At 63.0% G+C, this 27,000-nt stretch carries 28 protein-coding genes; all 28 read right to left on the minus strand.

The features are described from left to right. Window positions 1-4,035 (minus strand): hypothetical protein (locus WC683_05730; protein ID MFA4972092.1); only part of this gene is annotated, 4,035 nt, incomplete at its 3' end. Then, a complete protein-coding gene (locus tag WC683_05735) occupies window positions 4,032-5,075 on the minus strand; it encodes a hypothetical protein (GenBank protein MFA4972093.1) in 1,044 nt (347 codons plus the stop codon). The genes WC683_05735 and WC683_05730, both read right to left, overlap by 4 nt. Before the next feature lie 3 nt (window positions 5,076-5,078). After that, window positions 5,079-5,915 (minus strand): hypothetical protein, encoded by an 837-nt coding sequence (locus tag WC683_05740; GenBank protein MFA4972094.1) that lies wholly within the window; start codon window positions 5,913-5,915, stop codon window positions 5,079-5,081. Between the two features lies 1 nt (window position 5,916). Continuing rightward, the gene (locus WC683_05745; protein MFA4972095.1) at window positions 5,917-8,163 is read right to left on the minus strand and encodes a hypothetical protein; all 2,247 of its coding nucleotides are present in this window, start codon (window positions 8,161-8,163) and stop codon (window positions 5,917-5,919) included. 2 nt (window positions 8,164-8,165) lie between these two features. Further along, entirely contained in the window at window positions 8,166-9,164 is a 999-nt protein-coding gene (locus WC683_05750; protein ID MFA4972096.1) for a hypothetical protein, read from the minus strand. A gap of 1 nt (window position 9,165) precedes the next feature. Next, entirely contained in the window at window positions 9,166-9,321 is a 156-nt protein-coding gene (locus WC683_05755; GenBank protein MFA4972097.1) for a hypothetical protein, read from the minus strand. A gap of 1 nt (window position 9,322) precedes the next feature. Continuing rightward, entirely contained in the window at window positions 9,323-10,639 is a 1,317-nt protein-coding gene (locus tag WC683_05760; protein MFA4972098.1) for a TIGR03790 family protein, read from the minus strand. Continuing rightward, window positions 10,639-11,340 (minus strand): hypothetical protein, encoded by a 702-nt coding sequence (locus tag WC683_05765; protein ID MFA4972099.1) that lies wholly within the window; start codon window positions 11,338-11,340, stop codon window positions 10,639-10,641. Before WC683_05765 ends, WC683_05760 begins: the two co-directional genes overlap by 1 nt. After that, a complete protein-coding gene (locus WC683_05770; protein ID MFA4972100.1) occupies window positions 11,337-11,978 on the minus strand; it encodes a hypothetical protein in 642 nt (213 codons plus the stop codon). The genes WC683_05765 and WC683_05770 overlap by 4 nt, the downstream gene beginning before the upstream one ends. 108 nt (window positions 11,979-12,086) lie before the next feature. After that, entirely contained in the window at window positions 12,087-12,521 is a 435-nt protein-coding gene (locus WC683_05775) for a hypothetical protein (protein MFA4972101.1), read from the minus strand. Further along, the gene (locus tag WC683_05780) at window positions 12,518-13,114 is read right to left on the minus strand and encodes a C39 family peptidase (GenBank protein MFA4972102.1); all 597 of its coding nucleotides are present in this window, start codon (window positions 13,112-13,114) and stop codon (window positions 12,518-12,520) included. Before WC683_05780 ends, WC683_05775 begins: the two co-directional genes overlap by 4 nt. A gap of 55 nt (window positions 13,115-13,169) precedes the next feature. Further along, window positions 13,170-13,592, minus strand: a complete 423-nt coding sequence (locus WC683_05785; GenBank protein ID MFA4972103.1) for a hypothetical protein — start codon at window positions 13,590-13,592, stop codon at window positions 13,170-13,172. Window positions 13,593-13,602: 10 nt separating this feature from the next. Continuing rightward, a complete protein-coding gene (locus WC683_05790; GenBank protein MFA4972104.1) occupies window positions 13,603-14,475 on the minus strand; it encodes a hypothetical protein in 873 nt (290 codons plus the stop codon). 2 nt (window positions 14,476-14,477) lie between these two features. Further along, window positions 14,478-14,876: a hypothetical protein gene (locus tag WC683_05795; protein MFA4972105.1), complete on the minus strand. Its 399-nt coding sequence runs from the start codon at window positions 14,874-14,876 to the stop codon at window positions 14,478-14,480. A gap of 96 nt (window positions 14,877-14,972) precedes the next feature. After that, window positions 14,973-15,194 carry a hypothetical protein gene (locus WC683_05800; GenBank protein ID MFA4972106.1) on the minus strand — a complete coding sequence of 74 codons (222 nt, stop codon included), beginning with the start codon at window positions 15,192-15,194 and terminating at the stop codon, window positions 14,973-14,975. A 74-nt stretch (window positions 15,195-15,268) separates the two neighbouring features. After that, window positions 15,269-18,415: a hypothetical protein gene (locus WC683_05805; protein ID MFA4972107.1), complete on the minus strand. Its 3,147-nt coding sequence runs from the start codon at window positions 18,413-18,415 to the stop codon at window positions 15,269-15,271. Window positions 18,416-18,548: 133 nt separating this feature from the next. Continuing rightward, on the minus strand, window positions 18,549-19,889 hold the full coding sequence (locus tag WC683_05810) for a hypothetical protein (GenBank protein ID MFA4972108.1): 1,341 nt from the start codon (window positions 19,887-19,889) through the stop codon (window positions 18,549-18,551). A 19-nt stretch (window positions 19,890-19,908) separates the two neighbouring features. Beyond that, window positions 19,909-20,727: a hypothetical protein gene (locus WC683_05815; protein MFA4972109.1), complete on the minus strand. Its 819-nt coding sequence runs from the start codon at window positions 20,725-20,727 to the stop codon at window positions 19,909-19,911. 166 nt (window positions 20,728-20,893) lie between these two features. Then, window positions 20,894-21,154, minus strand: a complete 261-nt coding sequence (locus WC683_05820; GenBank protein ID MFA4972110.1) for a hypothetical protein — start codon at window positions 21,152-21,154, stop codon at window positions 20,894-20,896. Window positions 21,155-21,310: 156 nt separating this feature from the next. Next, window positions 21,311-21,508, minus strand: coding sequence for a hypothetical protein (locus tag WC683_05825; protein ID MFA4972111.1), 198 nt, complete (start codon window positions 21,506-21,508; stop codon window positions 21,311-21,313). A 2-nt stretch (window positions 21,509-21,510) separates the two neighbouring features. Beyond that, window positions 21,511-23,409 (minus strand): hypothetical protein, encoded by a 1,899-nt coding sequence (locus WC683_05830; GenBank protein MFA4972112.1) that lies wholly within the window; start codon window positions 23,407-23,409, stop codon window positions 21,511-21,513. Window positions 23,410-23,528: 119 nt separating this feature from the next. Beyond that, a complete protein-coding gene (locus WC683_05835; GenBank protein MFA4972113.1) occupies window positions 23,529-23,819 on the minus strand; it encodes a hypothetical protein in 291 nt (96 codons plus the stop codon). A gap of 9 nt (window positions 23,820-23,828) precedes the next feature. Beyond that, on the minus strand, window positions 23,829-24,212 hold the full coding sequence (locus WC683_05840; GenBank protein MFA4972114.1) for a hypothetical protein: 384 nt from the start codon (window positions 24,210-24,212) through the stop codon (window positions 23,829-23,831). Then, window positions 24,212-24,382, minus strand: a complete 171-nt coding sequence (locus WC683_05845; protein ID MFA4972115.1) for a hypothetical protein — start codon at window positions 24,380-24,382, stop codon at window positions 24,212-24,214. The genes WC683_05840 and WC683_05845 overlap by 1 nt, the downstream gene beginning before the upstream one ends. Further along, window positions 24,382-24,603 (minus strand): hypothetical protein, encoded by a 222-nt coding sequence (locus tag WC683_05850; protein ID MFA4972116.1) that lies wholly within the window; start codon window positions 24,601-24,603, stop codon window positions 24,382-24,384. Before WC683_05850 ends, WC683_05845 begins: the two co-directional genes overlap by 1 nt. Then, window positions 24,603-26,258, minus strand: a complete 1,656-nt coding sequence (locus WC683_05855) for a hypothetical protein (protein MFA4972117.1) — start codon at window positions 26,256-26,258, stop codon at window positions 24,603-24,605. Before WC683_05855 ends, WC683_05850 begins: the two co-directional genes overlap by 1 nt. Next, entirely contained in the window at window positions 26,251-26,715 is a 465-nt protein-coding gene (locus tag WC683_05860) for a hypothetical protein (protein MFA4972118.1), read from the minus strand. Before WC683_05860 ends, WC683_05855 begins: the two co-directional genes overlap by 8 nt. Next, on the minus strand, window positions 26,708-26,995 hold the full coding sequence (locus WC683_05865; protein MFA4972119.1) for a hypothetical protein: 288 nt from the start codon (window positions 26,993-26,995) through the stop codon (window positions 26,708-26,710). Before WC683_05865 ends, WC683_05860 begins: the two co-directional genes overlap by 8 nt. Window positions 26,996-27,000 lie beyond the last annotated feature (5 nt).

The following is a 27,000-nucleotide window of genomic DNA, read 5'->3' on the forward strand; positions in this document are numbered from 1 at the left end:
GGCGCGGTCGCCCCAGGATATCGGGGCCAGCGTCTTGTCCCATCCCGACGAGCCGAAGACCGCCGTGACCGCCTCTTCCAGTCCGCCCGTTCCCGGCGTCACCAATCCCGCAGGGCTGCCGTGGTAACGCAACCAGAGCAGCGGGGAATGCTGGTCCACAAACTCTTTAAAACTCATGTCATCCTGGGCCAACTGGCTGAAACCGTTCGCCACTTCGCCGATGGACGATTCTTGCAGAAGGTTCAATGTGCCGAATATCTGAATGGCTATGCTGGGCGGGTTCAGGCCCATGATCCCGCGCGTACCGAGCCGGGTGAGGGTATTGGTGATGCGGTTCAGGTTGTCGCTTGGGGCTGTGATGTCGAGGCCCGCATAGTCCCGGACGTAGCGGTTAAGGGCGTGCAGCAGTTGACGCCCGCGCCTGCGCCCGAACGCGGAGCGCACAGCCTCTTGAAACCCCACGTTGTCCAGCAGCCGTACCGCGTCCAGGCTGGGGGCGTACTGCCCGATGTAGCTCGACATGCGGACGATCTGCTCGACGTGGTTCTCCATCCATCCCGTCGAGAGCGTCAACGGCGTCTTGCCGCCCTTGCGTTGCTTGAAGATGCCCTGATCGCTCAGGTCGTGCTCCGCCCATCCCCGCAACAGGGCCATAGGCTCCTTCTGCTGTGCGAGATACCGCGCGTCGCGCTGGCGGTTGGCGTGCAGGCCCTCTTGCTTCGCAAACAGCGGCACACCAAAAAGCCGTTGCCATGCCTCGTTCACCAGCGGCCCCAGACGTGCCGTGCGGTACATCGCGCCCCGCTCGACGGCGTTTCGCGCGTCCTCCGGCATGTCCTGGAAGATGTCCAGCAACGCCTCGCGGTCGAACCTGAAGCCCTTCAACTGCTCCTCGCCGACGGTGAAGCCCGACTTGATCATTACGTCGCGGTTATCGAGATCGAGCCACATCTCGTAGAGCCGCATCTGCTGGTTGAGCGTGAGTTCCACACCCTGAAGCGGTTTCCCCTCCAGATCGGTGACGGTCCCCTGTTTCGGCTGAACCCACTGCGTGAGGTTGAAGTCTCCACCCGGAGCGAAATGCTCCCGCGTCAGGCCGCTGTCTTCGAGAAGCCGCTGCGTGTCCTTCAGGCCCTCGACGGTAAGGGCGAACTTCTGGCGGTTCCCCTCGTGCATGTTATCCCACAGGACGCGGCGGACGACTTCGCCGGTCTTGCCGACGATCTTATTGATGATGGTCTTGGGGCGCTGCGCGTCGCGGTGTATCAGGCCGGTGAACCAGTCTGCCAGACGCCCGGCAAGGCCCGGCTCACGCGCAAAGGTGCGCCCCGCGGGCGTACGATACTTCTCTCCGCCGTAGTCTTTGATCTCCTGCGGAGCGGCCTTCAGGTCGTCATCGACCCGCCGCTTCTCCCTCCCCGCAAGCCATTCGTTCTTTACGTCGTTCTCGTGCCGGATGGCGTTCAGGGCGTAGGCGATGGTCCGCTTCTCATCGGGCGATAGTTCGCTCAGGGCTTTCTTGCCCGCGTCATGGTCCGCGATGATCTGTTCTGCCTGACGCAACAGGCTTAGCGGAACGGCTACGTTCTCCTCCCCTTCGCGCTCCACATACTCCAGGACGTTGCGCATCTGGTGGAGGACTTCCTGCGACGTCTTCTTCATGCGGAAGCCGCCCAATACGGCTTCTGCCCGATCCTGATACTCTGCTCTCAGGTGCCGCTTATCGAGGTTGGCAAGCGCATCTTTGAGTTCCGCCGTGGCAACGGAATCGCGGTGCTGGTTGATGACCTGCCAGATTCGGGTCAGCGTCGCCTGCTGTTGAGTCGGCGTGCGACCGCGCAAGACGGCACGGAACAGCCTGCCGCGTTTCTCAGGCGGCAGTTCCGCTTCAATGAGTTCAAGGTTGTCCAGTTGCACCTGTTGGAGTTCCAGTTGCCCCTTGCGTTCGCCTTGCCGTTCAGCGGCCGCCGCCTTGCGTTCGCCCCGCAACCATTCGCGCCGCGCCCCTCGCTCCTCGTGTTCCAACGCGTTGCGCAACAGGTCTGTCTCGCGCACAGTGAGTTCGCGCGAACCCGACTGGGTGACGGCCCGGATGCGGGCCTTGATGTTCTTGCGGATCGCGGCCACGAAGTGCGGGTCGCCTTCGCCCGGCTCCGGCTCCACGTCCATGTCCTCGGCGAGTTCACGAGCGGCCTCGGCCTTGCCCGCCTCGAACCGTTCCTGGGCTTGCGCCAGCGCCGCGCTCTGCGTCATGGATACGGCTTCCGGCTTCTCGTACTGCCCCCGGTGTTCCGCCTCTGCCGCCTGCTCGACGGCCCGCTGAATCCCGCCCCGGTCTATGCCCTCCCCTTCCGGTTCCGGTTCCGGCGCTGCCGGGGTTTCGGGGGGAGCCTGGGGGGGCTGAACGGGGGGCTGGGCTGCCGTCACTTCAGGTGCAACTTCCGCCTTCGCGGGTTCCTCGGCTTCGGGGAAGTCGGACTGCGTCCCGTACTTCTCCGCGAGGTCGGGATAGTCGGCGAGGACTTCGGGGGGAACGGACTTGGCTTGGGAAAGAGCTTGTTCAACGGAGGCCCGATGCGCTCGGGCAATGGTAGATTTCGACGTACCGCCCGGTATCTTATATATGTCGGCCTTGTCCTGTCGCTGCATGTGCTCTTGCGTTTGGCCGAGCGTAATCTGCCACGCCTTGACATCGCCACGGGCAATAAGTGGGTCTAGCTCTTTCGCCGTCATCTCCCACGGCTGCTTGGCGGGGGGCTGGGATTCAGCATCTTTGCCGGGTATGTAGGCGAACCCGCCCTCGGTCTTGCGTCGGGACGGCATGCCCCTGTGTGCTTCAGCGCGTGCGTTGCGGATCGCTTCCAGTGCATCCGGCCCGTGCTGAAGAATCTTGCCCGGCCCGCCGAACACCCCCGACAACACCGCCGCCGCCTTCATATCATCCCACGCGGCCTTGCCGTCCTCGCTGGTGGGCTTGATTCCCGCCACCTCATACCGGGCAAGCCACTCGCCAAGATTCTGCCCCCCCTCGATTCCCATTTCCTCAAGGGCCGTGACCATGATGCCGCGCTTGCTCGCCTTCGTGAGCTTCCCGATCTCCGCGTATTCGAGCACGCTCGTACCGAGTCCGCCCGCCAACGCGATTTGCTCGGCCTTCTCAGGTGAAACCCCTCGCGCTATCGCGTCCTCGTAGAGCCGGTCTGCGGCCGTCGCAAAGGACAGCAGGAACTTGATGGGTGCAGCCGGTCCGCCCAGCAGTGCCAGTTCCGCGACGTAGGGCAACGCCTCTGCCGCGTTCTCAATCATGCCGGGGTTGATGGACCGCTTCATGCCGGGATGCTTCTGAAGCCAGTCATTGGCCGCGCGGACGAGATCCCCCGACTTGCCCCGTTCGTCATACCACCTGATCATCTTGTTCGCGTCGCCGATTTCGCTCAGCCACGCATTGTAGGTCTTGTCGTCGATGCCCCCGCTGGCGTGCGAAAGCCATGCGTTCGTCCTGCCGATCATCGAGCCGATCATCACGCCCAGATTCATGACCGCCTTCGGCTGACGGGCAAGGGACACGGTGCCCCGCGTCAATGCCGCCCCCTGCGTCGCAAACCATCCCCGGCCTTCGTGGGTGTCTTCGGGTTTTCCGTAGCGTTCCTCTCCCGCAAGGGCGCGGACGTATTCCTGCTCCCTGTTGCCGTCGTAGCCCTGTCGTGCCGCTCGCAGACTGCGGAAGCCCTGCATGAAGTCGGCCCAGACCTTGGGGTTGTCGGAATATTTCCGCCGCAACGCCTTCATGTCGGGCGGCTTGCCCCCGAGTACCGGGTCTGCCAGATTCTTCAATACGCCCGCGAGTTCTTCAGGCATGCCACCTTCGGGGAGAACGTACGGCAGCGGCTCCTTCGGCAACGGCTCGGCGCGTTTCGGATCGCCCGTTTCGAACGCTTGCTCGCGCGACCGCATGACGGCCCACTCGCGCCGCTTGCGCTTGCGTTCTTCTGGCGTGTCGAGCGTTTCGCGGTAGTATTGTTCGTAGAGGCTCATCGCTCGTCCTGTATGGCCTTCATCCATCCCGGAATGCTCGCGCGTGCGACGTTCTGCGCCAGCGCCACGCTGTCCTCATCCGACAGGATCGTCTCTGCCGACTTCTCCAGGGCCGCGATGATTTCCTCCATCGCCGCGTCGCGCTTCATCCCCTCCATCACTATCTGCGGCGCGTAGAGTTGCAGCCATCCGAGCACGGCCTTGTTGCCCATGACGGTATCGGCCGTCACGTCTTCGGGAATCGTCGGCACCATGCGTTCGGGATACTTCCACTTCGGCTCCCAAATCTCGTGCTCCGGGATCGGCTCGCCCTGGAGATACTTGAGCCGCTTGGCTGGGTCTTTCACCTTGTTGGCCTTGTCCATCGCTGCGGCGTTGTTCATGCGGAGCTTCGACCTGGCCCCCTGCTCGTCAGCCATCGCCTTCTGGACCCTGAGTTGGTAGTCGCGCTCGCTCTCGTTGACGTGTCGTCCCTCGATGCGCGTGCGAAGCGAGAGGTTCTCGGTGGCCATTGCGTTGTCTGCGTCTATATCCTTCTCGCGTACGTCGATGGCCCGGTTGAGTCTCTGTTCCTGCGTCAGCCACTTCTCGTGTTCCAGTTGATCACGCGCCCGGTCCCGTTCGCCCGTGAGCGTCAGCATGTTGGCCTTGTGTGTGAGGTCGCTCAATTCCTGCGACAGTCGCCGCTGGTTGTCCTCCCGGTCCGCTTCCGCCTTCGCCTCACGGTCCAACTGCTTTTGTGACGCCTGGAACTCCCGCTCCTTCTCTGCGCGTTCGGTATCCGTCGCGTCCTTCAGTTGGGCCAGTTTCAGGTCCCATTCCCTCTGTTCCCGCCGTTCCTGCATCTTCATCTCGCGTTCGGCCAGTTCCTTCTGCATCTCGGCCTGCTGCTGGGCCATGGCCTGTTCCTGCTCCATTGCCTGCTGCTGGGCCTCGGCGTCGGCCTGGGCGCGGCGCATCCGGTTCATGTAGAGCCTGCGATACGCGCCCTGCATGACCGTTCCGAAGGAACCGTAGCCGCCCTGTTGGATGTTCGGCATGGATTACCATCCCATCTGTTCAGCAAAGGTCTTCTTCTTGGCCGGTCGCGGGCTGACGGTGTAGCCGCCGGTCCGTGCGGTCCCGCCCCTGAGTCCGACGCCGAAACGGTTGCCGCCGATTGAGGTCTTGCGCCCTATCGTCCCGCCCCCGCCGCCATACTGTCCAAGCTCCGCAAGGCTCCCGTAGTTGCTGGGGCTGTAGGTCGTGTTGGCCAGGATGTTGGCCATGTTCCCCAGTCCGCGTTCCCGGCGTCCCTCAAACTCGCGCCTGAGTCCGCCAAGCTCCGTCCCGGCCTGCCGCCCGAAGATGGTTGCGCCCCGGTTCGCGATAGCCGACACGTCCTGTGCCGACTCCCCGGTGAACCCGCCACGCGCCCGCGTCGTCATCGCCTCGCGTCTGGCCTGCTGCTCGAACCCGCTCCGGCGAAGCCCGATGTCCCGCATCACGTCGGCCTGGAGCTTGTCCATGCGGTTGTTGCCCTGTGCGTCTACCCCGAAACGTTCCGCGATATCCGGGGGCAGTTCCCCGATGTCGGCAGCCAGCAACCGGAGCGCGTCCTGCTGCGACTGCTCGGTGCGGGACGTGGCCCGGTCCTGCTCCGCCTTGCTCAGTCCGGCAAGCGCAAGCATGTTGGTGGGGGCCGACTCGAAACTGCCCGCGTTGATCGCGCGTTCAAGCGCGGCCCTGATCTGCGGGTCCGTCTCGGACTGAAGATAGATGCGCATCAGGTCGTTGTTCTGTCGCGACTGCCGCATCCCGATGGGTCCGGTGGGCCTGCCCTGGAAGTATCTCCACAGCGACGCCATGTCGGGCTGAAACGAGTTCCTGAATCCTGCCATGTCACACACCTCCGAGTCGGGTCGGGTCAACGCGGTAGTTCAGCACGAAACGCTTGACCCGGATTGCGCGGTCGGTCTGATAGTTTTCGAGGCATACCTGAATCTGCCCGCCCTCCACGTGATCGTTGGCGCTGAACGCCACGGACGGCCAGTCGAGCAGTTTGCTGCTGTCCCCCAGCGCGACGGTCTTCTTCGTGTCCCCGCTGTAGATGCTCGTCGCCCCGTCGGTCAGGATGTAGCAGTACATCGAGTCCGTGCCGCTGTAGGAGTTCCGGTCTATGTGGAACGCTACGCCCGTGGGGGTGACGTAGTGGAACCCCTCGCCGGCCATCTGGACCCCTGCTGACACCACGCGGAACCCGATGCCGCCGACGTAGTACTTCCATCCCGCGGCGGGGTTGCTGTCCCATGCCGCGCCGACGGTCAGTTGCGTGCCGGTGTTGGCCGTGACCCAGCGCAGTTGCGCGTTGCCGCCGGTTGCGTCCGTGACCCAGACGGGGCAGCCGATGAGGTCGTCATTCGTTGCATAGAAGCTCGCAGTGGAATCGGTACAGGTAGTTGCCCCGCCGGAGGTGACCGTCCCGCTCCGCGTGCTTGCACTCATGGTGCCGCCTACATCGACCGCCCCGTCCGTGGTCCCGCTGTCGCACAGATAGATGATGTTCTGGTTGTCTACGACGTAGATGTACGGCACGTAGGTGTTCTCGTGAACCCGCTTGGCGCAGCACGCGGCCTTGACCACGTACCCGTCGTAGATGGCCCATGCGCCTCCCTTGCCGTCGCGGGACACCTGGTAGACCAGCACGGTGTCGTTGACAGTCGAGGACGCCGACGGCACGAAGAACCAAGCCTGTTGCTTGGTGGGATACCAGACGGCCAGTCCGCTCGAGAGGTAGGTCGCGGCCAGGCTCGCATAGGTGGTGTCGAGTATCTGGTGGGTGAGCGATGCCTGGTCCGTGCCGGAGTGGACGTAGACCCCATCGCGTGCGAGGAAGTAGGCGAACCTGTCGCCTGAGCACACGCCGTCGCGTGCGATAGCTCCCGCGCCCCTGCCCGTGTGCGAGAGCAGGAAGCGCGGGGCATCGCCTATGACGGTCCACGTATCTTCGGGCGTGAACACTACGAGTCGATCACCGGCAAGCGCGAAGTTCTGAACGTCGCCACTCGTCTGCGGTATCATCGTGCCGTCGTAATGGTCCGTCTGCTGGTCCGTGAACGCGACGTATTCGGGACGGTCCACGTCTGAGAACAGAATCCAGTTGGCCGGGCAGCCCTCGTAGGGCGCGTTATCGGCCCCCGCCCCGCCATACCACGCCCGGAGCGCGTAGGACGCGATGCAGGGGGAAATCGGCGGCAGGTCGCGTTCCACGCGGGCGTTGTCGAGGTCCGTCCAGATGATCTCGGTGAACGCGGTGTCGCTGCCTAGCCCGTCGTCGGCAAGGGAATAGGTCGTGCTCTCGGCCTTCTCGCCGTCATACCAGAGGTCCGGGTCTTCGCCCGCAGCAGAGTTCGCGCGGGATGCGTAGATGATGGCCGTCGTGACTCCGGTCTGCGTGCCGGCCGGAATGGTGATGTCGATGTCGTCGTTGCCCGCCGTGATGGTGACCTTGTAGGTGCCGATGTTGTCGGCCCCGGCGGTCACGGGGGAGGGGTTGGACTCCACGCCCGTCGTCGGGTTGCTCCACGCGCAGCGGATGTAAACCACGTCGTCGGTAGCGTAGCGTGCGGTGCCGTTGGATTCCGCGACGGTCCACGTCGTTGCGGGCGGCTCGATGCCGGACTGGATGATGACGAGCGCCCCCGCACTGATATAGGCCATGAGGTTCTTGTCGGTCCCGTTCACCAGATAGATGAACGCGCCGTGCCCGATGCCGCGCCACGTGCTGGCCAATGTGCCGGTCGAGTGCAGGGCCGCCGACTGAACCGGGCTGCCGCTGCTGCCGGTCATGCTCCAGATATACTTGCCGTCGCTGAGCAGGATCCCCGCATATCTCGTGCCGCCCGAATAGATGTCGTAGGGGATGACGCTGGTGATCTGCCCGATGCTGCCGGATGCCACGTCTGAGGGATGGAGCTTGGACGTGGAGAGGCGCTTGCGCCCGTTGCGCTTGCGGATGTCGCCGACGTAGAACGGGTCCACGTTGCGCAGCACGGGGAACACGGTGTGGTCGAGCATGGCCGGGTTCGCGGAGTCGTTCATCCGGGCCACGCCGCCGCCGAAGGTCTGTGAGCGCACGAGGCTTGGCATGTTCACGCCCTGATTACGTATGCCTGAGAAACGTCTGCGTCCGGGGTGCCTGTCCACGAGCAGAAGTCCGAAGCGCCGTCACACGCGACCCGTATCTGGAACCCGTAGATCGCGACCTGGTCGTTCCAGTCGAGCGCGTTCGTGAGTTCGCGTCTGACGGTCATCAACAGGGGCCACTCGCCGCTCAAGGTGCAGGTCGCGTTGGCCATGTCAGCCGGATCGGTGCCGTCCAGCGTGCAGGACAGAACGCCCTCCTGCATGAGTGCGACGTTGTAGAGCGCTTCGTTCCCCACGCTCAACGCCGTGCCGCCCGCCCAGTCGATGGTCGCGGGGTCGAAGTCCTCCAGTATCGGCTTGATGCCGACATACAGGCCCGCGTCAAACGCCGCCGTCGTAGCCCCGGCATCCATGTCGTCGTCCACGCTCTCCTGCCGCTGCCAGTCCGACGCCTGATGCACGATGTCAAAGACCACGCGCTCGATCTTGCGGGTTGCCCCGTAGACGAAATCGCTATGTACCAGCACGCGCACTTCATCGGCCCCGCCGTTGCTCTCGTAGAGGCTGAACGTCCCCGGCGTGCCGTTGCCGGTGTCCTGGCTGATGCTGGTGTAGTTCGTCCCGGCGTCGGCGAAGACCTCGTACTTGCTAAAAAAAGTCACGAACGCCCACCTCCCGTGGCGGTCGCGAGTGGCGATGACGCGGTCCCCTTCGGTCAACGCCGGATCGGTGTCCGATTCCCTGAGCCAGTACCCGCGCACGAGCGACTTCTTGAACTTGTTGTTCGCGTCGTGCATCCTGACCCAGTACCACAGGCCGTCGCCGATCTGCGAGTCGATGCAGCCCAGAAACCACGCGACGCGCTCAAGCCGGTCAAGCCTCGTGCCGATCAGGTTGTTGTCGTCTACCGGCACGCCCGACAGGTCGATGACCGCGGGTTCGCCGTTGACCTTCGCGACAAATGTGTCGCTGTTGCGGTCGTGTTTGGGGAACAGGTGTCCCATGTCAGACCTTTGTTCCGTAGAGGATGCGCGACTCTTTGCGGTACGGCGTCCGCTTGCTTCGGTACGGGAATCGCGGCACGAGCATGGATTGGGGGACGCGCCAGTCGCCGGTGAAGATGCTGCCCGTCATCCATTGTCTCAGCCCGTTAAGCTTCATGTCACACCCCAAACGGCCTGTAAAGCGGGTCGCCGATCCAGACCACTCTCCAACTGGCGATGTGAATTGTGGTCATCGAATAGGCTTCGACCAACGTCAGCCCGGCCAGGAGTCCTTGCAGAAAGCCCTTCATCTCCGGAAATCCAGCAGTGCTCGGCTCGGCTATCGCCCCGCACGTCGCCGTGATGCCCTCGCTCAACATCTTGCCCGCATAGCTTCCGGCGTCCTTCATCGCGAATCGCCAGGCGGGGTCTTTGGCTTTCATCCCGGAACTGTTGATCTCGATGCCGATGGCCCCGTCAGCCCACGCCCTGCTCGTCGGTATCGGCGCAGGCGGGGGCCACGTGTACCACCCGATGTAGAATCCCGCGTCGCCGTCGGTAAACTCCCACATGCGCGTCGTGCCGGTCGTCTGCTGAACTACGGTCCGACCGAGGTCCTCGCCGACCGTCGCGGGCGGGTCCCAGTTTCCGAGGTTGCCCAATTGCTCCGCGTCCCAGACGCGGTACACATCGTTGAACTCATTCGTCGGGTCATCACCCCACCAGTCGAAATACCACGTGCCCGGCAATCCCGTTCCGTCCGCCGCTATCGCCTTGTCGATGAGCCCCTTGATGATCGTCTCATTGGGACCGTCGAGTCTGCAAGCCAAGATCATGCCGTTGCACCCGTTCAACCCGGTCGTCGCCTGAAGTGAGGCGGTGTAATGCTTGACTTCGGTCAACTGCAACTGCTCGACTGGCGCTACGGGAGTTTCTTCGTGCGTCGCCAGAAAGTACGGGTTGCTCTGTCCGAGATAGCCGCCGCCTGACCGCTTCGACAACCACTGTTCCAAGGCGGTCGAGTCAAGCAGCGTCCCGACGCCCAGGACGAAATCCGGCATCAGCAACAGGCAGCGGATGTCCAGATCGTTGTCGTCGATGTGCGCCTCGATGAGACCCCACAGGACTTCGGCGTCCTCCTCGCTCATGTAGGCCGTGTCGTCGGTCGAGTACTGGTCTACGTCCACGCTCAGCATGTTGACGGCAGGGATGCGCCGCGCCGACATGTAATAGTCGGCTACGCTACGGGACATGTCTGTGTTGTTCACCAGCACGAGAATGTTGTGCCGCGACAGGCCGGTGTCGGTCGCATCGGGGCGCTTTTCGTAGGTTGTGTAGTATCCGCCCCCCTTCACTTCGAGATCGAGCTTGTGGCTTGGCGCGTCCGTCGCATACTGGCGCGTCAGGGCCTTCCGTGGCGTCAACAGGCTCTGAGGGACACGCCAGGCGTTGTCGAACCACGTTCCGGTCATCCATTGTCTGAGTCCGTTCAGCATCAGGTCGCCGCGTTTTCGGTTTCCGTCGTGTCGTCGTCGCTCACCGGCCACGTCAGGGCCGTCGTCGTACCGTCCGCCTTCTTCAGAATCTTCTGCGTCGCCGTCAGCGTCTTCTTCTGCGTCAGGTATCGGAAGACGAAGTCGAGCCGTTCGGCGAAGTTCATGCTCGCGTAGTTGGCGGGTTCCGTCGTGTCCACGGAGTCCAGTCCCGCAGCCGCGAGTGTGTAGCCGGTCTTGCTGGCTGCCGCGACGACGACGCCATCCGTCCCGGTGTCGGCCAGGATAGAAGCGATGGAAGAACCAGCGGCTTCTATCGCTGTTTTCACGTCTGCCGCGGAATGAGTGCTGAAGCCTGTCGCCGTGGCCCAATCGCCCTGATTGCCCTGGAGTTCGTCGGTATCGGCCAGAATGGAGGCGAGGTCGGCCGGGTCCATGAACACCGTGGCTGAACAGCCGATGCAGGACGCCTTGTAGACCGCGATGCGCAGCACGTCGCCGTTGGTCTCTGCCTGCGTCGGGGCGTAGGACGCGCTCTCGGAGGTCGCATCGTAGGACAACGTCCCGCCGCCCGCGTCCCAGGCCGCGCCGTCGAGCGACACGCGAACCGATGCGCCCGACGTGACGGCAGACCCATCGGCAATCAGCGTGATGCGCCCGATGCACACAGCCTTTGGCGTCGCCGCGTTTCTCGGATAACTCATTGGAAACTCCCGATGATCTTGGCATTCTGCGGCAGATACAGCCACGGGGTTGCGCCGCCCGGCTCGTCCTCGTAGAGCTCGAAGTTCTGCGACCAGCAGGTTGCGACGGCCGTCCCGTTCCACGTGGAGTCGCACGAGGCGTGCGCGAGGAGATAGCGATGTCCATCGTCGGGGACGGTCAGCGACCGATCGACGCCGACCTGCGTCGTGCGCGCCGCGTTCGAGAACACGCTCATCGTGGCCGTCGTGCCGCTCTTGACGACGCGCGCGTAGTAGGTGGTGCCGCTGACGAGGTTGATCAGGTCCGAGTAGACGTCGGCGACGAACTCCCACAGACGCACGAACGGCGCGTCGTTGTTGTCGTAGGCCGTCACGCCGAAGCCGCTGGTCATGCCGACGAGACCGCCCGGGGCGTCGGTGACGCCCCACAGGACCGTCTGCCCCTGGATGTCGCTGGCCGAGTCCCAGGCGAACTCGAACTCGTGCGCGTAGTCGTCGAAGTGGCCGGCGCCGAAGTCCTTCGCGACGTAGGCGATGGTGTTGCGTACCTGCGTGTCGACGGCGACGCGCGCGGAGGTGACGGTGAGGTCGCCGTTCGGGTCCACCGCTGTGTAGGTCGTCAGGTCCTGGTAGGCCATGTCCGCTCCGTACAGAAAAAAACCCGCTGCCGTTTGTCACGGTAGCGGGCTGATTGCTCCGGGGTTCATGAGGCCCTGAAGCGATATTCAGTTGTCAGACAAGACCAATCAGAGTTCGAGTTCTACGTCCGGGTCGCGGTCATCGGGACCGCGCCCCATCTTGAAACCGTGCATGTAATAACCGTTGTGCAGGTTGTAAATGCAGAAATACCTCGTGTCCCCGTTCAGAACCCGCAGAATGACCGCGTTGCACTTGTCGCGGGTCTGATTGGATGTCCCGTCGAGCCTTCTGATGACGACACAGTAATCCGGGTCGAAAACCGCGCCTTCTTCCGAAAGCCTTTCCCGCGCCGGGGCTGGCGGGGCGTCATAGCCGGCGTCGATGACCTGCAAGCTCGCCAGTTCCTCGAACACAGCCTCTTCCGTGTCGCAACAGAACCAACCCGTCCTCTCGCAGCACTTCTCCTCCGTCGCGAATCCGACAAACACGTCGTTGGTGTCTACCCAGTTGACGTGCCCCTGCCGCTCGAATTGCCTGATCATCGCTTCCCCCTCAGTCCAAGAAGCAGCAAGCCGGTCCCAAACAAGGCCCAAACGGACGGTTCGGGGATGGGTTCTACAAACATCGCCCGCGACACCCCGTAGGATACTCCCGACTGAACGCGCTTCAGGTCATACCATTGCGCCGTCATCGAATACGTGTTGAATGCCAGATATCGCGCGTCGTCGTACCCGACACCCAGGATAACGTGGTCTTCGTTTCCGTCCGCCGTCACGTCCACGCTCAGGAGCACCGGATGCCCCGCGTCTATCTCGCCCCGGTAGGTCGTCACGAAGGTGTCGCCCTGCCACCAGATAATCGGCGTCACAGCAAGGTCATAGGTCCGTAGCACGTCGTCGATGCGATACCACTGCACGCCGCCCGATGGAGTCGCCAGCATCCGTTGGGCAAGCTCCGAAATCAGCGGTTGGCCCTGCCGTTCCGGTTGCCAGTACGATACCAGCATCGCCGCCGAAGTCGGCGCACAGCCCTTGTACCACAGATAGGCCGGGACGCCTTCGATGACGATAGGGGCCGCGTTCAGGCTGCCACAGAACGATACTGCGACGATTAAAGCATTCAGGCATTTCCGCATGGTCGTATCCTCCTGCGGGATATCTACCACACGAAACGATGCCTGTCAAGGAGAATTATGCGGCCAACTTCAGGTCGTAGTGCGACCAGACGTACAGGGTCGTCAAACCCTGCCCGCCGCTGCCCGCGCTGGCGACCGCCAGGCTGATGCTTGCCGTGTCGATGACGGGCACGGGGGCCGTGACTGCCGGTGCCCCGTAATACGTTACCGTTCCGGTCGTGCCGGTGATGGTCGCAAAGGCGTAGCCGTCTTCGTCGCTGAACGTCGCGGTGTAGCCGTTGCCGGGGTTCGTGCCGTTGTCCTGCGTCTTGATGCCGAGCACAAGCCCCTGAATCCGGTTGCCCGTGGGCGTCAGCGTCGATACCGCACTCGTCACTGCCCCGTCCGTGTGTGCGGTCCAGGAGAACTCCAGGGCGTAGACGTACCCGCCCTGCGGGTGTTTCCATCGCTTGATTGCCTCAGTGCAGGTCGCTGCCATGTCTCGCTCCCTATTGTCTGTCGTAAGAGACCATGTGTATCGACGGTCTCATGCGCCGCTGGAGTCCCCGCCAGTGGCTGCGGAACTGGTTTCGCTGCTGCCCGTACGGATGCCGCTTCGAGTAGACGGCGGGGTCGTCTCTCGCTATCGAGTTGATCCGCAGGTTGAGTTCCCACGCCATGAGGTCGGCCCAACGCATCGGATCGAGCATCGGCTGAATCTCGTACGTCACCGTGCCGTCCGGCGTCCCGCCAGGCCACGCCGCGATGGTTGCGGTCCGCGTCGTGCCTGCATAATCCGTAATGACCGGCTGTTGAAACTCTTTGGCCGCTGTGGTACAGTCCGTGACAACCACCTTCGCGCCGTTGTAGTAGTCGTCAAACATGTCTCCGTAGTAACACTCGCCCTCAAGGGCCGAAGCCGTGTCGTCGAGAATGATGCTCGTGCTCGTGATGTCCGTTTCCGCCGTGGCCACGCCCTTGTGACAGTCCCACGGGGCGCGGGTATACCAGAGCGTCCACACCTGCGTCTGGTCGTTCCTGACCCACAGCAGTTCGTTGTCCGCTACGGCAAAGCCGCTGCCCGCCTGGTCCGCCCAATGCACGGGGTAAAGGTGGTCGGCGACCGACACGTCCTGCGTCGAGTCCCGAAGCAGCAGCAGCGACTCGTGGAAGTCGGGGAGGCTCGTCGTCTCTGTGCCCGCCGTCTGCGTGACGGTCGTCGATATCCGGCCAAGCAAGGGGAACATGCTCCGGGCCTCAGCGACCAGGTTCTTCTGCGCCTCGTTGAAGAACTGCATCAACTGGTCCGCGTCGTAGCGGTTCGCGACGATGTTCTCGCCCAGCAGATTCTTCGCCATGCTGATGATTTTGGTCGGATACATCGTCAGTTCCCCATGAATGTGCGGCTGCCGCGCCCGATGTAGTGCGTGTTGGACAGAATCGCGTAGCGGATCAGGTCGTCCTGCGCCCGCTGCTGTCTGCGGTTGTGCTCGTTAACAAGCACGTTCGCGGCCATGTCGTCGCGATTCCGCTCGCTGCTGTGACAGACCGAGTCGATGATGAACTTCCGGCCCTCGTCGTTCAGGGGCACGTTGGTCCCGTCCGGACGCTTGAGCAGCTTGAACGGCTCCCACTGTTTCGTCTTGACGTTCTGCCGCATCAGCGCATAGCAGCACTTCACCGTGTTCCACCCGATACTGAGGCCGGGGTAACGCTCTTTCACCCAACGGATGAAGGCCGTCGGCGCAATCGTCGGCGCGGGAATCCAGAGGCCGGTGTCCATGGTTTCCTCAAATGCCCTCCGGGGTTATCGGCAATCCGCCAAGCCCCGGAGGGCTGGTCGGCAATCGAGGGAGGGGTACCCCGGTTGCCGGAATGATTACTTCCCCTCAGCCTGATACGGCTGGCCGGTGATGTCTTCGTAGAACTTCATGTTGCCCGCGATCTGTGCGCCCAGCGCGACAAGGCCCTGCTGCCCCTGCGCCACCTGCTGCCTGAGCCGGGCGAACTGCGCCTGCTGGTCTGCGATGACCTTTGCCAGCTTCTCCGGGATGCTCTCGTCCTTCACGTCTGCAACAACGGGATCCTGTGCTTCACTCATGACTTTTCCCCTCGAACGGGGTTAAGGAAGATGCAGGGGCCGGGCCGATCCCGACCCCTGCGTGAGGTTGCGGTCTAGCCCTTCACGTCGCACAGCACCTCGATGCTGTTGATCTTCGCCTCACCCACCGCGCCGTCCGCATCCTGGAACGCGGTCGTCACGATGACCGAGAGCAGGTCTCCGGCTACGAGGTCCGCCGCCGTAACGGTGAAGTCGTGGGCGGCGGCGGTGCCTGTCAGGGTGATGACGGTTGTCTCACAGATGTCAGCACCCTTCGTACCGTCCGTCTTGTTGATCTCGTAGACGTTGAGGTCAACGGTCTTCGTGTCGCCATCCGCCGTGAAGAGGGAGTTGACGCGAATCTTCACGTCGCCCGCTGCAACGTAGTTCGGCGGAAGCGCGAACTGGAACAGTGAAACGTCGGTCTGGGTATCGCTGTCGGGGCTGTTGCCCATCAGCGCCCAGACGCCCGCCGAGTAGGTGAGGTAATGGTCGCCGGAGTCCCCGGTGTCGGCTAGGCCCAACGCCGCACCGTCAGCGGCCCGCAGGGTGTAGACGGGAACCGGATGCGATGCCAGCGCCTCTTCGGTGAGGTCACTCCTGGCGATGGTCCCGTTTGCCTGTGCGGTGTAGGCGACGTACTTGTTCGCGCCCGCGTCGCCGAAGGTGTAGGCGCGCCCGGCGGTTGCGTGCGCGGCGTTCTGAATCGTGACCGTCACGTCGTCCGTGTTCGCGACGGACTGGAGGATGAGCGCGCCCTTCGAGGCGGTCTGCGGCCATATCTTGATCTTGTCCACGTTGTCCGCATCAGTCGCGTTCTTGCCGACGGTGATCTGCTCGTTGGCCGCGTCGATGCGCAAGACCTCTGTGGCCGCCCCGTTGAGCATCGTCGAGAACACGATATCGGTGTCGAGACTGGCCTTCGTCCCGTCGTTCGTGTTCACGAAGTCGATGCTTGCAACCTCGGTCGTCGCATCGGTGTCGTTCTCGACGATCACGCTGATGCCCGCGCCGATGCCCGCGCCCGGAGCGCCGCTGGTGCTGTGTACCAGTTGCAACAGGTCCGTGACGCCGGTGTTCGTGCCGTCGTCCATCGTGATGACTTCGGGCACGTTGACCTTGACCGAGGTCAGGGTGCCGCCGCTGCCCTTGGAGACCTGGAGGTACGTCCCATCGTGGTAGATTTCCACGTCGCCGACTGAGGCCGTCGCGGATGCACCGTCACCGAGTCCCAGCTTGTCGTTGTCGTTCAGCTTGACGTAACTGGTATCAGCCCCGCCGCCCTCCAGAAACAGAGTCGCCAGGGACGTGTCCCACTTCATGCTTGAACCGGCCCCTACGCCAGGGAAGATCACGTCGTAATCCAGACCCTCCCCGTTGCCGAAATACCACTCGGTGTTGGCCGCCGCCGGGATGACGTAGAATCCGCCCGAAGCCAACCACGCCATCGTCACGTCGTCCGAGTTGCCGAACTTCAGGGCGAAGTCATCCTTGACCCAAACGGGAACGCCGATCTCAAGTTGGTTATTCAGTACGGCGTCGAACAGCACGTAATAACCGTCGGTCGTCCCGAACCACTTCATGTCGAACCCGGCTTCGTTCGCGCCCAGGTTGAACGTGGTCATGGCCCCGCCCGCGCCCTTCGTCAGCGCAAGGGTCTCGCTCGCGTACTGGAGTTGGGCATCCCCGGTGACTGCCGTGGCACTGGCCCCGTCGCCTAAGTTCAGCACGTCGCTGTCGTTCAGCTTCAGGTCGAACGCCTCCAGATACATGAAGTCGCCGGAAGCGTCGATGTTCAGGGTACCGGCCCCGCCCGTCCAGATCAGGTCGAAGACGTGGGTCGTGTCCGCACCGATCTTGAACGGGCTGCTCGCGTTCTTGTTCGTGAGCAGCAACTGCTCGGTTGACGCCGTATCCCATTCAAAATAGGCGTCGGGCGCGGCGGCGCTGGTGCCCAGGCCCAGCTTCACGTCGTCGGCCACCACCACGCTGGCGAACCCGCTGAACAGGGCCGTCTCGTTCCCGGCATCCAGCAACAGGTAGGCGTCGGTGTTGCCGTCCCAACGCACGTCCCAGGTCAGGTCGTCGGTCGCCTTCTTGCCCAGACGCAGGATGCCGGTGTCGGTCGTGGTGGGCTGAATCTTCAGGTCCGTCCCGTCCCACACGATCCCGGCGTCGCCCGCGGTCGCAGACCCGTCCCCGAAGTAGACGTAGGTCCCGTCCTTGGCAATGATGTCCACGTCCTCGAACGCCATGACGTCGTTGCCCGCGTCGAGCAACACGTAATCGCTTGCGGTCTTCGAGAACCACTTGAAGTCGCAAGCGAGCGTGCTGTCGGTCCCGATGTAGATGGCCCCGGTATCGTCGGCCACGGGGTTGATGAGGAGGTTGGTCCCGTCGAACGTGATGGAGAAGTCGCCCGCTTCGCCGGTCGCGGAGGCCCCGTCGCCCAGCTCGATGGTGTCCGCGTCGTTGAGCTTCAGGTGGGCGATATCGGACGCCCCGCCTTCCATCAGTTGCAGCGCGGCCGAAGCGTCCCACAGGCTGTAGGCCCCGGCCGTTGCGCCGAAGACCTTGAAGTCCGGGCCGGTCCCGTCCACGCCGAACGCGATGGTCACGCTGTCGGCGCGGGGCGTGAAGGTCAGGAAGTCGGTCGCGCCGACGTACTCGACGAGGAAGTCGTCGCTGGAACCGAACGCGATCTCCTTGCCGTCCGGGATGTCGATGGCGATGGTGTCGGTCAGCGACGCGGAGAACTGGACCTTGCCGCCGTCCTCGAAGGCGATCATCTCGACCCCGCCGTCTTTGGTGACGAGCGTGTCGCCGGTCCCGTAGTTGTCGAAGTTCACCATGTCGGCGTTGCCGGTCTGCGTCTTGGTGAGGTTGAACAACGCAGTGTTGGTCGTCGCCTCGGTGATGGCGAAGGGCGCTCCGATGTCGTCCGCCGTCGCGCCCGCTGCAAGCACCTGGTCGATGGAGCCGACGCCGCCCCCGCCGCTTCCGCTCAGGGTGCGCCATGCACTGTTGTAGTAGTAGTAGAACAGCCCTGTCGAGGCGTCGATACCGCATCGACCCTCAAGGCTCCCGGTCATGCGTCCGTAGGTCTCCGGGTTGGATGCTACGGTGGGCTTGGTGTTGCTGGGGAACAGACAATCAAGTTGCCACAGGCCGATGCGTTTCTCCTGCGGATTGTCCACTGCGTGCTTTCTTCCGATAGCCACTGTGAGTTTCCTTTATGCCCTTGCGGGCGGATGCGTGCCGGAAGGCGTCCATCCGACACGCGAGTATCTTGAAGCGCACCGGCCCTTGACGACGCCGAACCGACGCACTGGTCATGCCGCCGTTGCGTCAGGCTCAGGTCTGCGTCAGGTTGCGAATGACGCCGTGGGTGTCACGCCGCCTGATGCCGAGCTGGTCGTACTTCTTGACCTCCATCCGGTAGTAGTCGTACCCCTGCACGCGCTGCCAGGGCGGGTTGTCCATCGTCTCCATGGGCAGACCCTTGACCACGAAGTCCGGGATGTGGAGGAAGTAGAGGCACTGGGCGCCGCACATGATGTCGGTGACCCAGGGGACCTCGACGCCGTTGACCAACTGGTCCACAACCTTCACGCCCGCGACGACGCGGGTCTTGTTGACCCAGGACACGTCGCGGCTCTCGTCCTTGCGGAAGCGGGTGCGGAGTTCCGGGCAGGAGAACAGGATGTACCCGCCCTTCTCGAACAGGTTCTCGCCGCCGCACTTGCGGACGATGGCCTGTCCCATGTCCTCGATGAGGTCGCCGTCGAGATAGCGGTCGGTGCCGCCGTTGTCGTGGACGGTGCTCTGCCAGTAGGCAAGGCTGGTGCCGTCGATGCCCTGACAGGTGGTGTTGGCCTGTCCGCCGCCGGTGTTCCAGGTCGTGCCATCGCTCGACTGAGGGCCGTCCACCAACGCCCCGATGCCCTGGACGGCCGAGTCGATGAGACTGCCGTTGCCGTCCTCGAACATGATGTAGTCGCCGCGATCGCTGGCGATGGTGGCACTCGACGTGCAGACGGTGGCAGAAGTGATGGCGCTGATGTAGGCGGAGTTGATGCCCTGCGTGCCGGTGCCGTACCCGGTGACTCCGTTGTAGGAGTCAATGTACAGGCCCTGACGCAGACGCCCGGTTCCGGGCCACCACTCGTCAAGCTGCATGTGCAGAGTCGTGGTGTCGGCTGAACCCGCCGTGGAGTCATGCAAACCGATGGCGTCGTTGCTGTTGCCGGTGTACATCGCGTTGCGCATGTACTGGATGTTGTCGCGCAGGTCGTTGGCCGCATCCTGCACGGCATCGACGACCTGTACCGGGTTGGCCAGCTTGTTCACGGGGCCGTCGTACTCGGCACGGGTGTAGAGCCGGGCCAGGTTGATCTGCGTCTCGGTCCATGCGGCAAGCCGGGCCGTGGGCAGCGCCTGTCCGTGCCCGCGCGGACCCATGCCGCCCGCCTTCTGCGTCTTGATCTTGATGCGGGTGTAGTAACTGTCCCCGCCGACGCTCTGCGTCTGCTTGGGGGTCCCGCTCGCGCGCCCGGCGTAGATGTCGGACGAGTCCTCGTTGATCATTCCGAGGAAGAACTTGGGAATGGTCGATTCGTCCACGACGTTCGGCCAGATTTCCTCCTTCGTCACCTCGTTGACTGCGGTGATGTAAATATACTGGTCGGTAGCCATTACTTACGTCTTTCTGCGGCTAACCCCGTGCGCTCAGGGCCACGAGCCGTTCCGCAAGGTATTCCTTGTGGCCGGGGTGGTCTGACTTGCGTCTGGGGTCGTCGTTGCCGCGAGTTGTCGCGCCCGTGCCCATGCGGGTAACGGTCCGGCCTGCGGCCTTCTTCTCCGCTTCAGCCTTCTCCGCAGCAGCCTTCCGCCTGGACTCGAACGCTTCATCCACCTTGCCCCACAGCTTGTCCGCGACCTTGTCGATGTCCTTGACCGTCTTACAGTCCTTGAGCACCGACCGGGTGAACGCCTCGCGCATGTCTTCGGGAACGCCGAGCCGTTCGTGAACGGTCTCCATGCGGTCCTCGATTTGCAGGCGCACGACTTCGTCTCGCGCTACCTGCCGCGCCTTGTCCTCAGTCAGTCCGGTGTCCTTCTTGTCCGGCCTGGTTGCCGGAAAGAGGTCCGCGAACGGGTCGTCGTCGTCGGTCTTGCCGGCGTCGTTGCCGTCGTCGGATGTTTCGAGCGACTTTTCGATGCGCTGGAGGATGGCGGCCGCCTTGTCGCCGGGGAGCTTGCTGATGCGCTCGTAGGACGGGCCGAACAGGTCTTCAAGCTCCTGCCTCTTGGCGTCCGCGTCCTTGAACTTGCGCTCAAGCTCTCCCTTTTCCTGGGCGGTCCTGTCGTAGCCCCGGCCTTTGGCCGCGAGCTTCGCCAGGTCTGCGGGCGTGAGTTGCAGCACCTCGCCCTTCGCCACTTCCACGTTCACCTTGCCCGCCTTCTCATCGAACTGCACGGTGGGCGTCCAGTCGTTCCCGGTCTGTTGCTGATCCTTGTCGTTCTCTCCCATTGTCCAAATCACTCCCGTCTGGTCGTGCGACGGTGGCCGGTGCATACCCCGAAGGGCATTGGCCCGTGCTCATCGACGTTGCCGACTGGTCAGAGCAATCCGTGCGGACTGCCGTGTATAGAGAAGCCCGCCCGATGCGGGCTTGACTCACCTGTGTCTGCGCCTGTCAGGGTTTACTTGGCGGGGGTTTGCTTTTGTCGCGCGGTGTCATCCCCAGGTCCCACTCGCCAAACCATCGAGGCATCTTCATTTTCCACTTGAGCCAGATACAAAACCGCAACAGGACGTTGAATGGCATAACCGCGTAGTATCCGCCTTCGGTGACCTCCGCGAGGTCAAAGGCGTAGCGGACAAAACCATACCCCTTGGGAAGCGGTTCGTAGTGATACACGTGAAACCAGAAGAGCGGCCAGATTACCCGTCTCATCAATAGCCATTTCAATTTACTCATGGTCGTGTCCTCTCTATTGGCCCAACACCGAGGACCAATGAAAAAAGGCCGTCCCCGCCGTGACACGGAGACGGCCTTTCGCGCTTGCGCGACGCCCGCCGGTTCATGACGCCGGGGGCCTCATTGGTTGATTCACTTTCTGCGTCTCAGCCTTCTGCTGCGCCTCATGCTCACGCGGACGTGATCCATCTTCGCCCGGTGCTGCTTCGTCTTCTTCGGCACGTGTTCAGGCAGCCGCGCGTTCGGGTTCGTGTGCTCTTCCCAACGCTTTGCTATTTCCGGGTGGTTGGCCCAGAGGTAGCGCCTCTGCGCTTCGCTCCTGATCGGCATGGTCACACCCCCTGCGGCTGTCCCACTGGCAACTGCTGTTGCGCTGCAAGCTGCCCCTCGATCGCCATGACGATGGCCTCCTCGTGCGCCCGCTCGTGGTCTGCGTACTGCTGCTTGATAGCCGGGTTGAGCGTGAGCCAACGGGAGTGCATCTTGGGTATCCGATGTTCCTCAAGGTGGACCTGGTGGTTGTGCCACGGCTCGACGCCGCGCATCTCGCCGCGCATGATGGCCGCGGATTCCTCGCGCGCGTGAACACGGTCGCGGGCCTCCGGCTCAAACAGGGACGCCTCCACGCCCAACTGGAAGTTCTTGCGGATCTCGCGGGGCGGCAGGTCCTGCATTGCGCCGTACTGCAGCAGTTTCTCGTTGTACTGCATGGTGAGCATCTTGTCGGTCGGGCCGCGATTGATGCAGCGCGTCCGGATGCGCCAACTTTGCTCGTCCTTATCGGCCAGGAAATCCTGCACGGCGAACGGCTGCGCGGTAGCCGCGTCGATGCCGATGAGATTGATGGGGCCGTTCTGGTGGCGGCTGGTGAGCACGCCGACGCGGTTGTAGACGCGCGCCCAGGTCTCGTTGAAGTCTTCAATCAGGGGACCGAGCAATACGTCGTCCTTGACCTGAAGGGCTTCCAGTCCCGCGCCCGATTCGATGCTGCCGGGACTCATGCCGCGAGAGACGGGGTGAAGCTGAAGCCCGTCATCCATCGTGAGGTCCACGCGTTCGGATGCGCGGAACATGTCCACGCTCATCGGGGGCGTCACCAGATACCATGGCACGTTGTCGGGCTTGTTCTCGTCGTCCTCGTAGGTCACGGGGCTTCCGATGTTGTCGAAGTCTTCCGGACCGACGTTGAGCGATTCGGGTATCATCAGGCGTCTGCCCGGCCCCTCACCCCAGATCGCCCCCAGCATGTCGCTGAACAGCTTGTTCCGGGCAATCTGCATGGAGATATTCGGCTCAATGAGTCCGGGCGAATACATAGCGCCGGGGAACCGGCGATAGGCGAAGCGGAAGTATTCCGGGAACAGGTCCGCGTCCTGCAAGGGCTTGGCTTCGAGCACGCGGTTGCGCGTGACGATGAGCTTGTAGCCGTTCGGGTGCTTTGCGGACTTGCCGCGCCGGACCTCGCGCACACGGAGCATGTGTTTGATCTCGCGCGTGTTGGACTCGCCCTGGATGAACGAGTCGGTCGCGGCGAGGATCATGTTGTTTTCTTCTTCAAGTTCCCCCTGCTTGATGCCGTCCATCTCGACAGGGTAGAGGTCGCGGAGTTGGTCGATGGGGACCGCCCGCGTCTCGATGACGGCCTGGGCGCGCTTGGGGTCGCTGACGCCCCATGGCCACGGCATGACGGCGAACGGGGACAGGACTTCGATATCCGGCATGTTCGTGCCCTTCTCGAAGTCCCACCAGACCTTGACCCACGCGGGGCCGCACGCGACGCACCACGATTTGAGTTCGCGGTCGAGCGACTTGACGTTGCGGGCGTCGGCCCATGCCTGGAGGTACTGGGTGCGTATCTGCGCGGCCTCGAACATGTCGGCGCGGTCCGGGGCCGGGATGCATTCGGGCAGGTGCCAGACCGACGACAGGCGACCGAGCTTGTGGTCGAACGCGGGGAGCATCTTGTTGGCGACGATGCGGATGATGTCGCCCCGCTTGGTGTCGCGGATGTCGGACAGGCGGTCGATGATGCGGGACTTGGGGTTCCAGCGTATCCACTGGTTGCCCGCCAGGAAGTTGAGGCAGACCTCCCAAATCTGCTGAAGCCGGGAGCGCTTTTCCTCGACCTCGGTAGCGCTTTCGTGAACGACGTGGGCCGCGTTCTTGCCGTCGAACTCTGACAGAATAGCGTCGTCCACGTTGTCCGAGTTGAACTGCTGGTTGATTTCCATGCGTTTCCCTTGACAGGGGCCGCATGGCGGGGTATGCTTGCGTCGTCTGGCTTCCCGCCGTACGGGGGCCTGCTTGGATGGGGCCGTTCGGCGTTCGAGCGCCGGGCGGCCCGTGTTGTTTACTCGGCCTTCTTCGCCTTCTCCTTCTTGGGCTTGTCGCCGATGCGGACCTCGATGGCGAGTTCATCGACCAGAACCTTGAGGGCGGTGAACTCCAGGCGAAGATCGTTGTCCTTGTCCACAACGAGCCTCAGAAACGGCAGGAGCCGGAGCGCAACGGCCCGTTCCATGCGCAAGGCACGTTTGGCGTGCTCGGTCATCTCGCGCGATGCGGATGGGTCGCCCGCGAGTTCCCGCGCCCTGAGCCTGACCAACGTATCGTAGAACGTCCTGTCGATGACGGCTTCCATGTTCCCCTCCTAGAGCTGGTGCGTGCCGGTGAAGGGCACGGGTTCATCTTCTGTCTTCAGCGCAACCTCCACGGGCACGGGTTCGGACAATCTGCATTCCCGGAATTCAAGTTTCTTCATCCGCCACTCGTGAATGTCCTTGGCCTGCTGGCATTCCTGGGCGAAGCGGTCGATCTCCTGCCGGGTCTTGGTCAGGAGCATCTTGTGAATCTCCGAGACCTGGTTTATGGCCCCGTTCTGGATCGCGGCGGCCCTGCGGTCGAATTCCTCCCGCGCGTTCTTCTCGACAAAGGCCAGGCGGTTGGACAGGTCCGCGTTCCTGCTCACGACGTTGAGAAGCGCAAGGGCCAACGCAAGAGCGACCACGACAATACATATCAGTGCGAGTTCCATCAGACCTTCCCCTTCCTGTTTGCGATGCCGGTTCCTATGAGATACAAGCTGGTCACGCTAAACCCCAGTCGCCAGTCATACCACCAGGCCAAACCGATCAGCGCAAACAGTCCGGCGCAAATGCACAGGTTCGGCAACAGGTTAATCCTGTCCCATTGTTCTTGGGTCATCAGACCTTCCCCTCCGGTTCAGGTTTCCACGTCAAGAGCCGCCACAATCGCCGCAACACCCCGTCGTTGCGCCCGATCAGTTTGTGACCCTTGAGAATCAGGTCACCGCCGTAGGTGAAAATCATGCCCGGCTTGTTGTCTTGATCGTAAACGGTCAACATCGCTTCGTCAGGGCTGTGTTGCGGGTATATCGTTAACGTGCCCATTGTTGCATCAGCCATCAGTATCCCCTCCAGTTCAGCATTGAGTTCGGCAACACGCCGTCGCCGACCGTGAGCTTGTCCGCGTCCCCATTGGCCATGACCTCGGTCTGAAACTCCCGCGCCCTGCGCACGTGTTCCATGTCGGTCTGTTCCTGCGCGGTCAGGTCGCGCCTCTCGCGCGGGGGCCTGAACCTGGGCGAATGGTCCGGGTTCGCATAGGCCGCCGCGTCCAGCAAGTCGTCATGTCCTATCGGGTACGCCTGCATCTGCCTGAGCCACAACTGCTTGTGTGCGGGCCACATGCCGGAGTAGATTTTGAACCTCTTGCGCTCCCACAAAATCCTGAGCCACGCGATGCGCTTGTGCTTGTTGATCTTGTCGGTCCTGACGTTGCGGATGCGGAGCGGGAGCGGCCCCGCATAGTCCGGCTGCTGCATCAGCGTCTCGAACTGGCTCTTGTACTGGAAGACGCCGGGGGCCTCTTCAACCGCCAGCGTGTCGGCCTTCCAGAGCTTCGCGACCTCGAACACCTCCATGCACAGGCTGTAAGGGTCTTTGCGAATCTCCCGCGCGTCCAGCAGATTGACGTTGCCGGTCGCGTCGTATCCGAGCACTACCAGGCCCGCCGGGTCGTGGGTGTCCATCTGGGCCGACTTCGACGGGTCCACGAATACCCACGTGCGCATTTCCTTGGGCGCATCGTAGATGGTGTTCTCGTTCAGCAGCTCCATGTTGAACGTCTGGTCTTCTTCGCCTTCGGGCCAGAGGTACATCTGGCACATGACGGCCATGTGGCCCCACTGCCGCGTCAGGAACTCCAGGTAGTCCCGGCCCATCAAGGGTTGCCGGGGTTCGTAGCGCGGGGCCTCGGTCGGCTGCGATTCCATGATGAAACGCCCGTCGGTCTCGACCGGCATCACGACGAAATCGTAGTCGAGGTACTTCTTCTTCTGCGCGTTGAGAAGGTCGTCGAACAGGAACCCCGCGTAGTGCCACGGGGTATTCAGCACGTCCAGCAGTTTCGGTCCCAGGCCGAAGATGTTGCGGTAGTAGTCCTTGACCTTCTCGCGTTCCACCTCGCTGTAGGCGTTGCGTTCGGCCTCAAGGTCGTCCACGGTGACGACTTTCGGGTGCTTAGACGTGTGCTCCTTGCCGGGGGAGCCGACGCTGAAGGTCGGGTCCGCCGACGGGCGCATGTTCGTCACCTGGAGCATGCAGTCGGACGGGGACCAGGGCTTGCCGCGCATGTCGCCCCACAAGGCTATGAACCGGGGCTGCGACATGTGGGCGTCGATCTCGCGGATGCGGGCCTGCGAAATCTCCTCGTCCGCCCCGATGATCAGGACGGTCATGTCCTGCTTGAACATCCTTGCCCTGAGCACCCGCTGGATGTTCTTGGCGACGTTGCAGAGGACGGACTTGTAGGTCTTGCGCGGCCCCATGCACACCCAGTAGGGCTTGCGCCGGTTCTCCTGCCTGTCCGCGATGAAGTAATGCCACGGGTCGTCGATGAGGTCGTACCCGAGCACAACGCGTGCGAAGAAGACCAGATTTGTCAAAGAGCGGTAGCGGATGAAGTGACCCAACTGCACCGGGTCACGGGTTTTCTCGATGCGGTCAAACCACCATCGTTCTTCGTCGAACGTGAGCCGTTTCAGACCGCGTTTAGCCAACGGCGATGCCTTCCTGTCGTTCGCGCTGCAAGAGACGCTGCTGATGGGCCGCGCTTATCTGGTCGAGCCGGGCCAGGGCCTCCGGGTCGCTGCCGTGTGCCTCTGCTTCAAACGCGCAATGGACCAGTTCCACCAGTTCGTCAAGGTCCTGCTCCAGCGGGTCGATGCGTTCGGACTCGTCCGACTCCAGTTCGTTCCTGAGCAGGTCCACCACGGTGCGGATGGCGTCTTTCTGAAACGCCTTGTCCTTGTCGTCCCCGCCGACCTGGTTCAGGGCCTCGGTGAGCCGCGCCAGAACCAGCGCCCGGTCTTCGATGGTGAGGCCGCGCTTGCCGCTCTGGAGAAGGTCAAGCCGCTTGCGGTACTCCTGCCTGAACTTCTCGTTGATCTTCTCGTCGGTCTCCTTGCGGACCTCGTTCTTGAACCCGTAGCCGGGATCTGTCGGGCTTCTACGCATGGGAAGCCTTGAATTTGGGCGACTTCCGGAGCGATTCCAGGAACTCCCAACGCTCGTGTCGTTCGCGAATGGTCCTGTAGCAGACGCCGTGATGACGCCAGAACTTCGGTCGCCCGCGGTCAAACTCGTCGGTGTCGGGGTTGCAGCCGGGCATGACGGGCGGGGCGTCTGTCGCATACCCGCCGCGCTTCATCCGCCCCCTGATGACGGACTCGTGGACGAGACAATATCGCTGGTGTTCCTCCGCGTCACGACGGCAGCCCGCATAGCCACACTTCATGATGT

It is taken from the genome of bacterium (assembly GCA_041648665.1).
GTDB lineage: Bacteria > UBA10199 > UBA10199 > 2-02-FULL-44-16 > JAAZCA01 > JAFGMW01.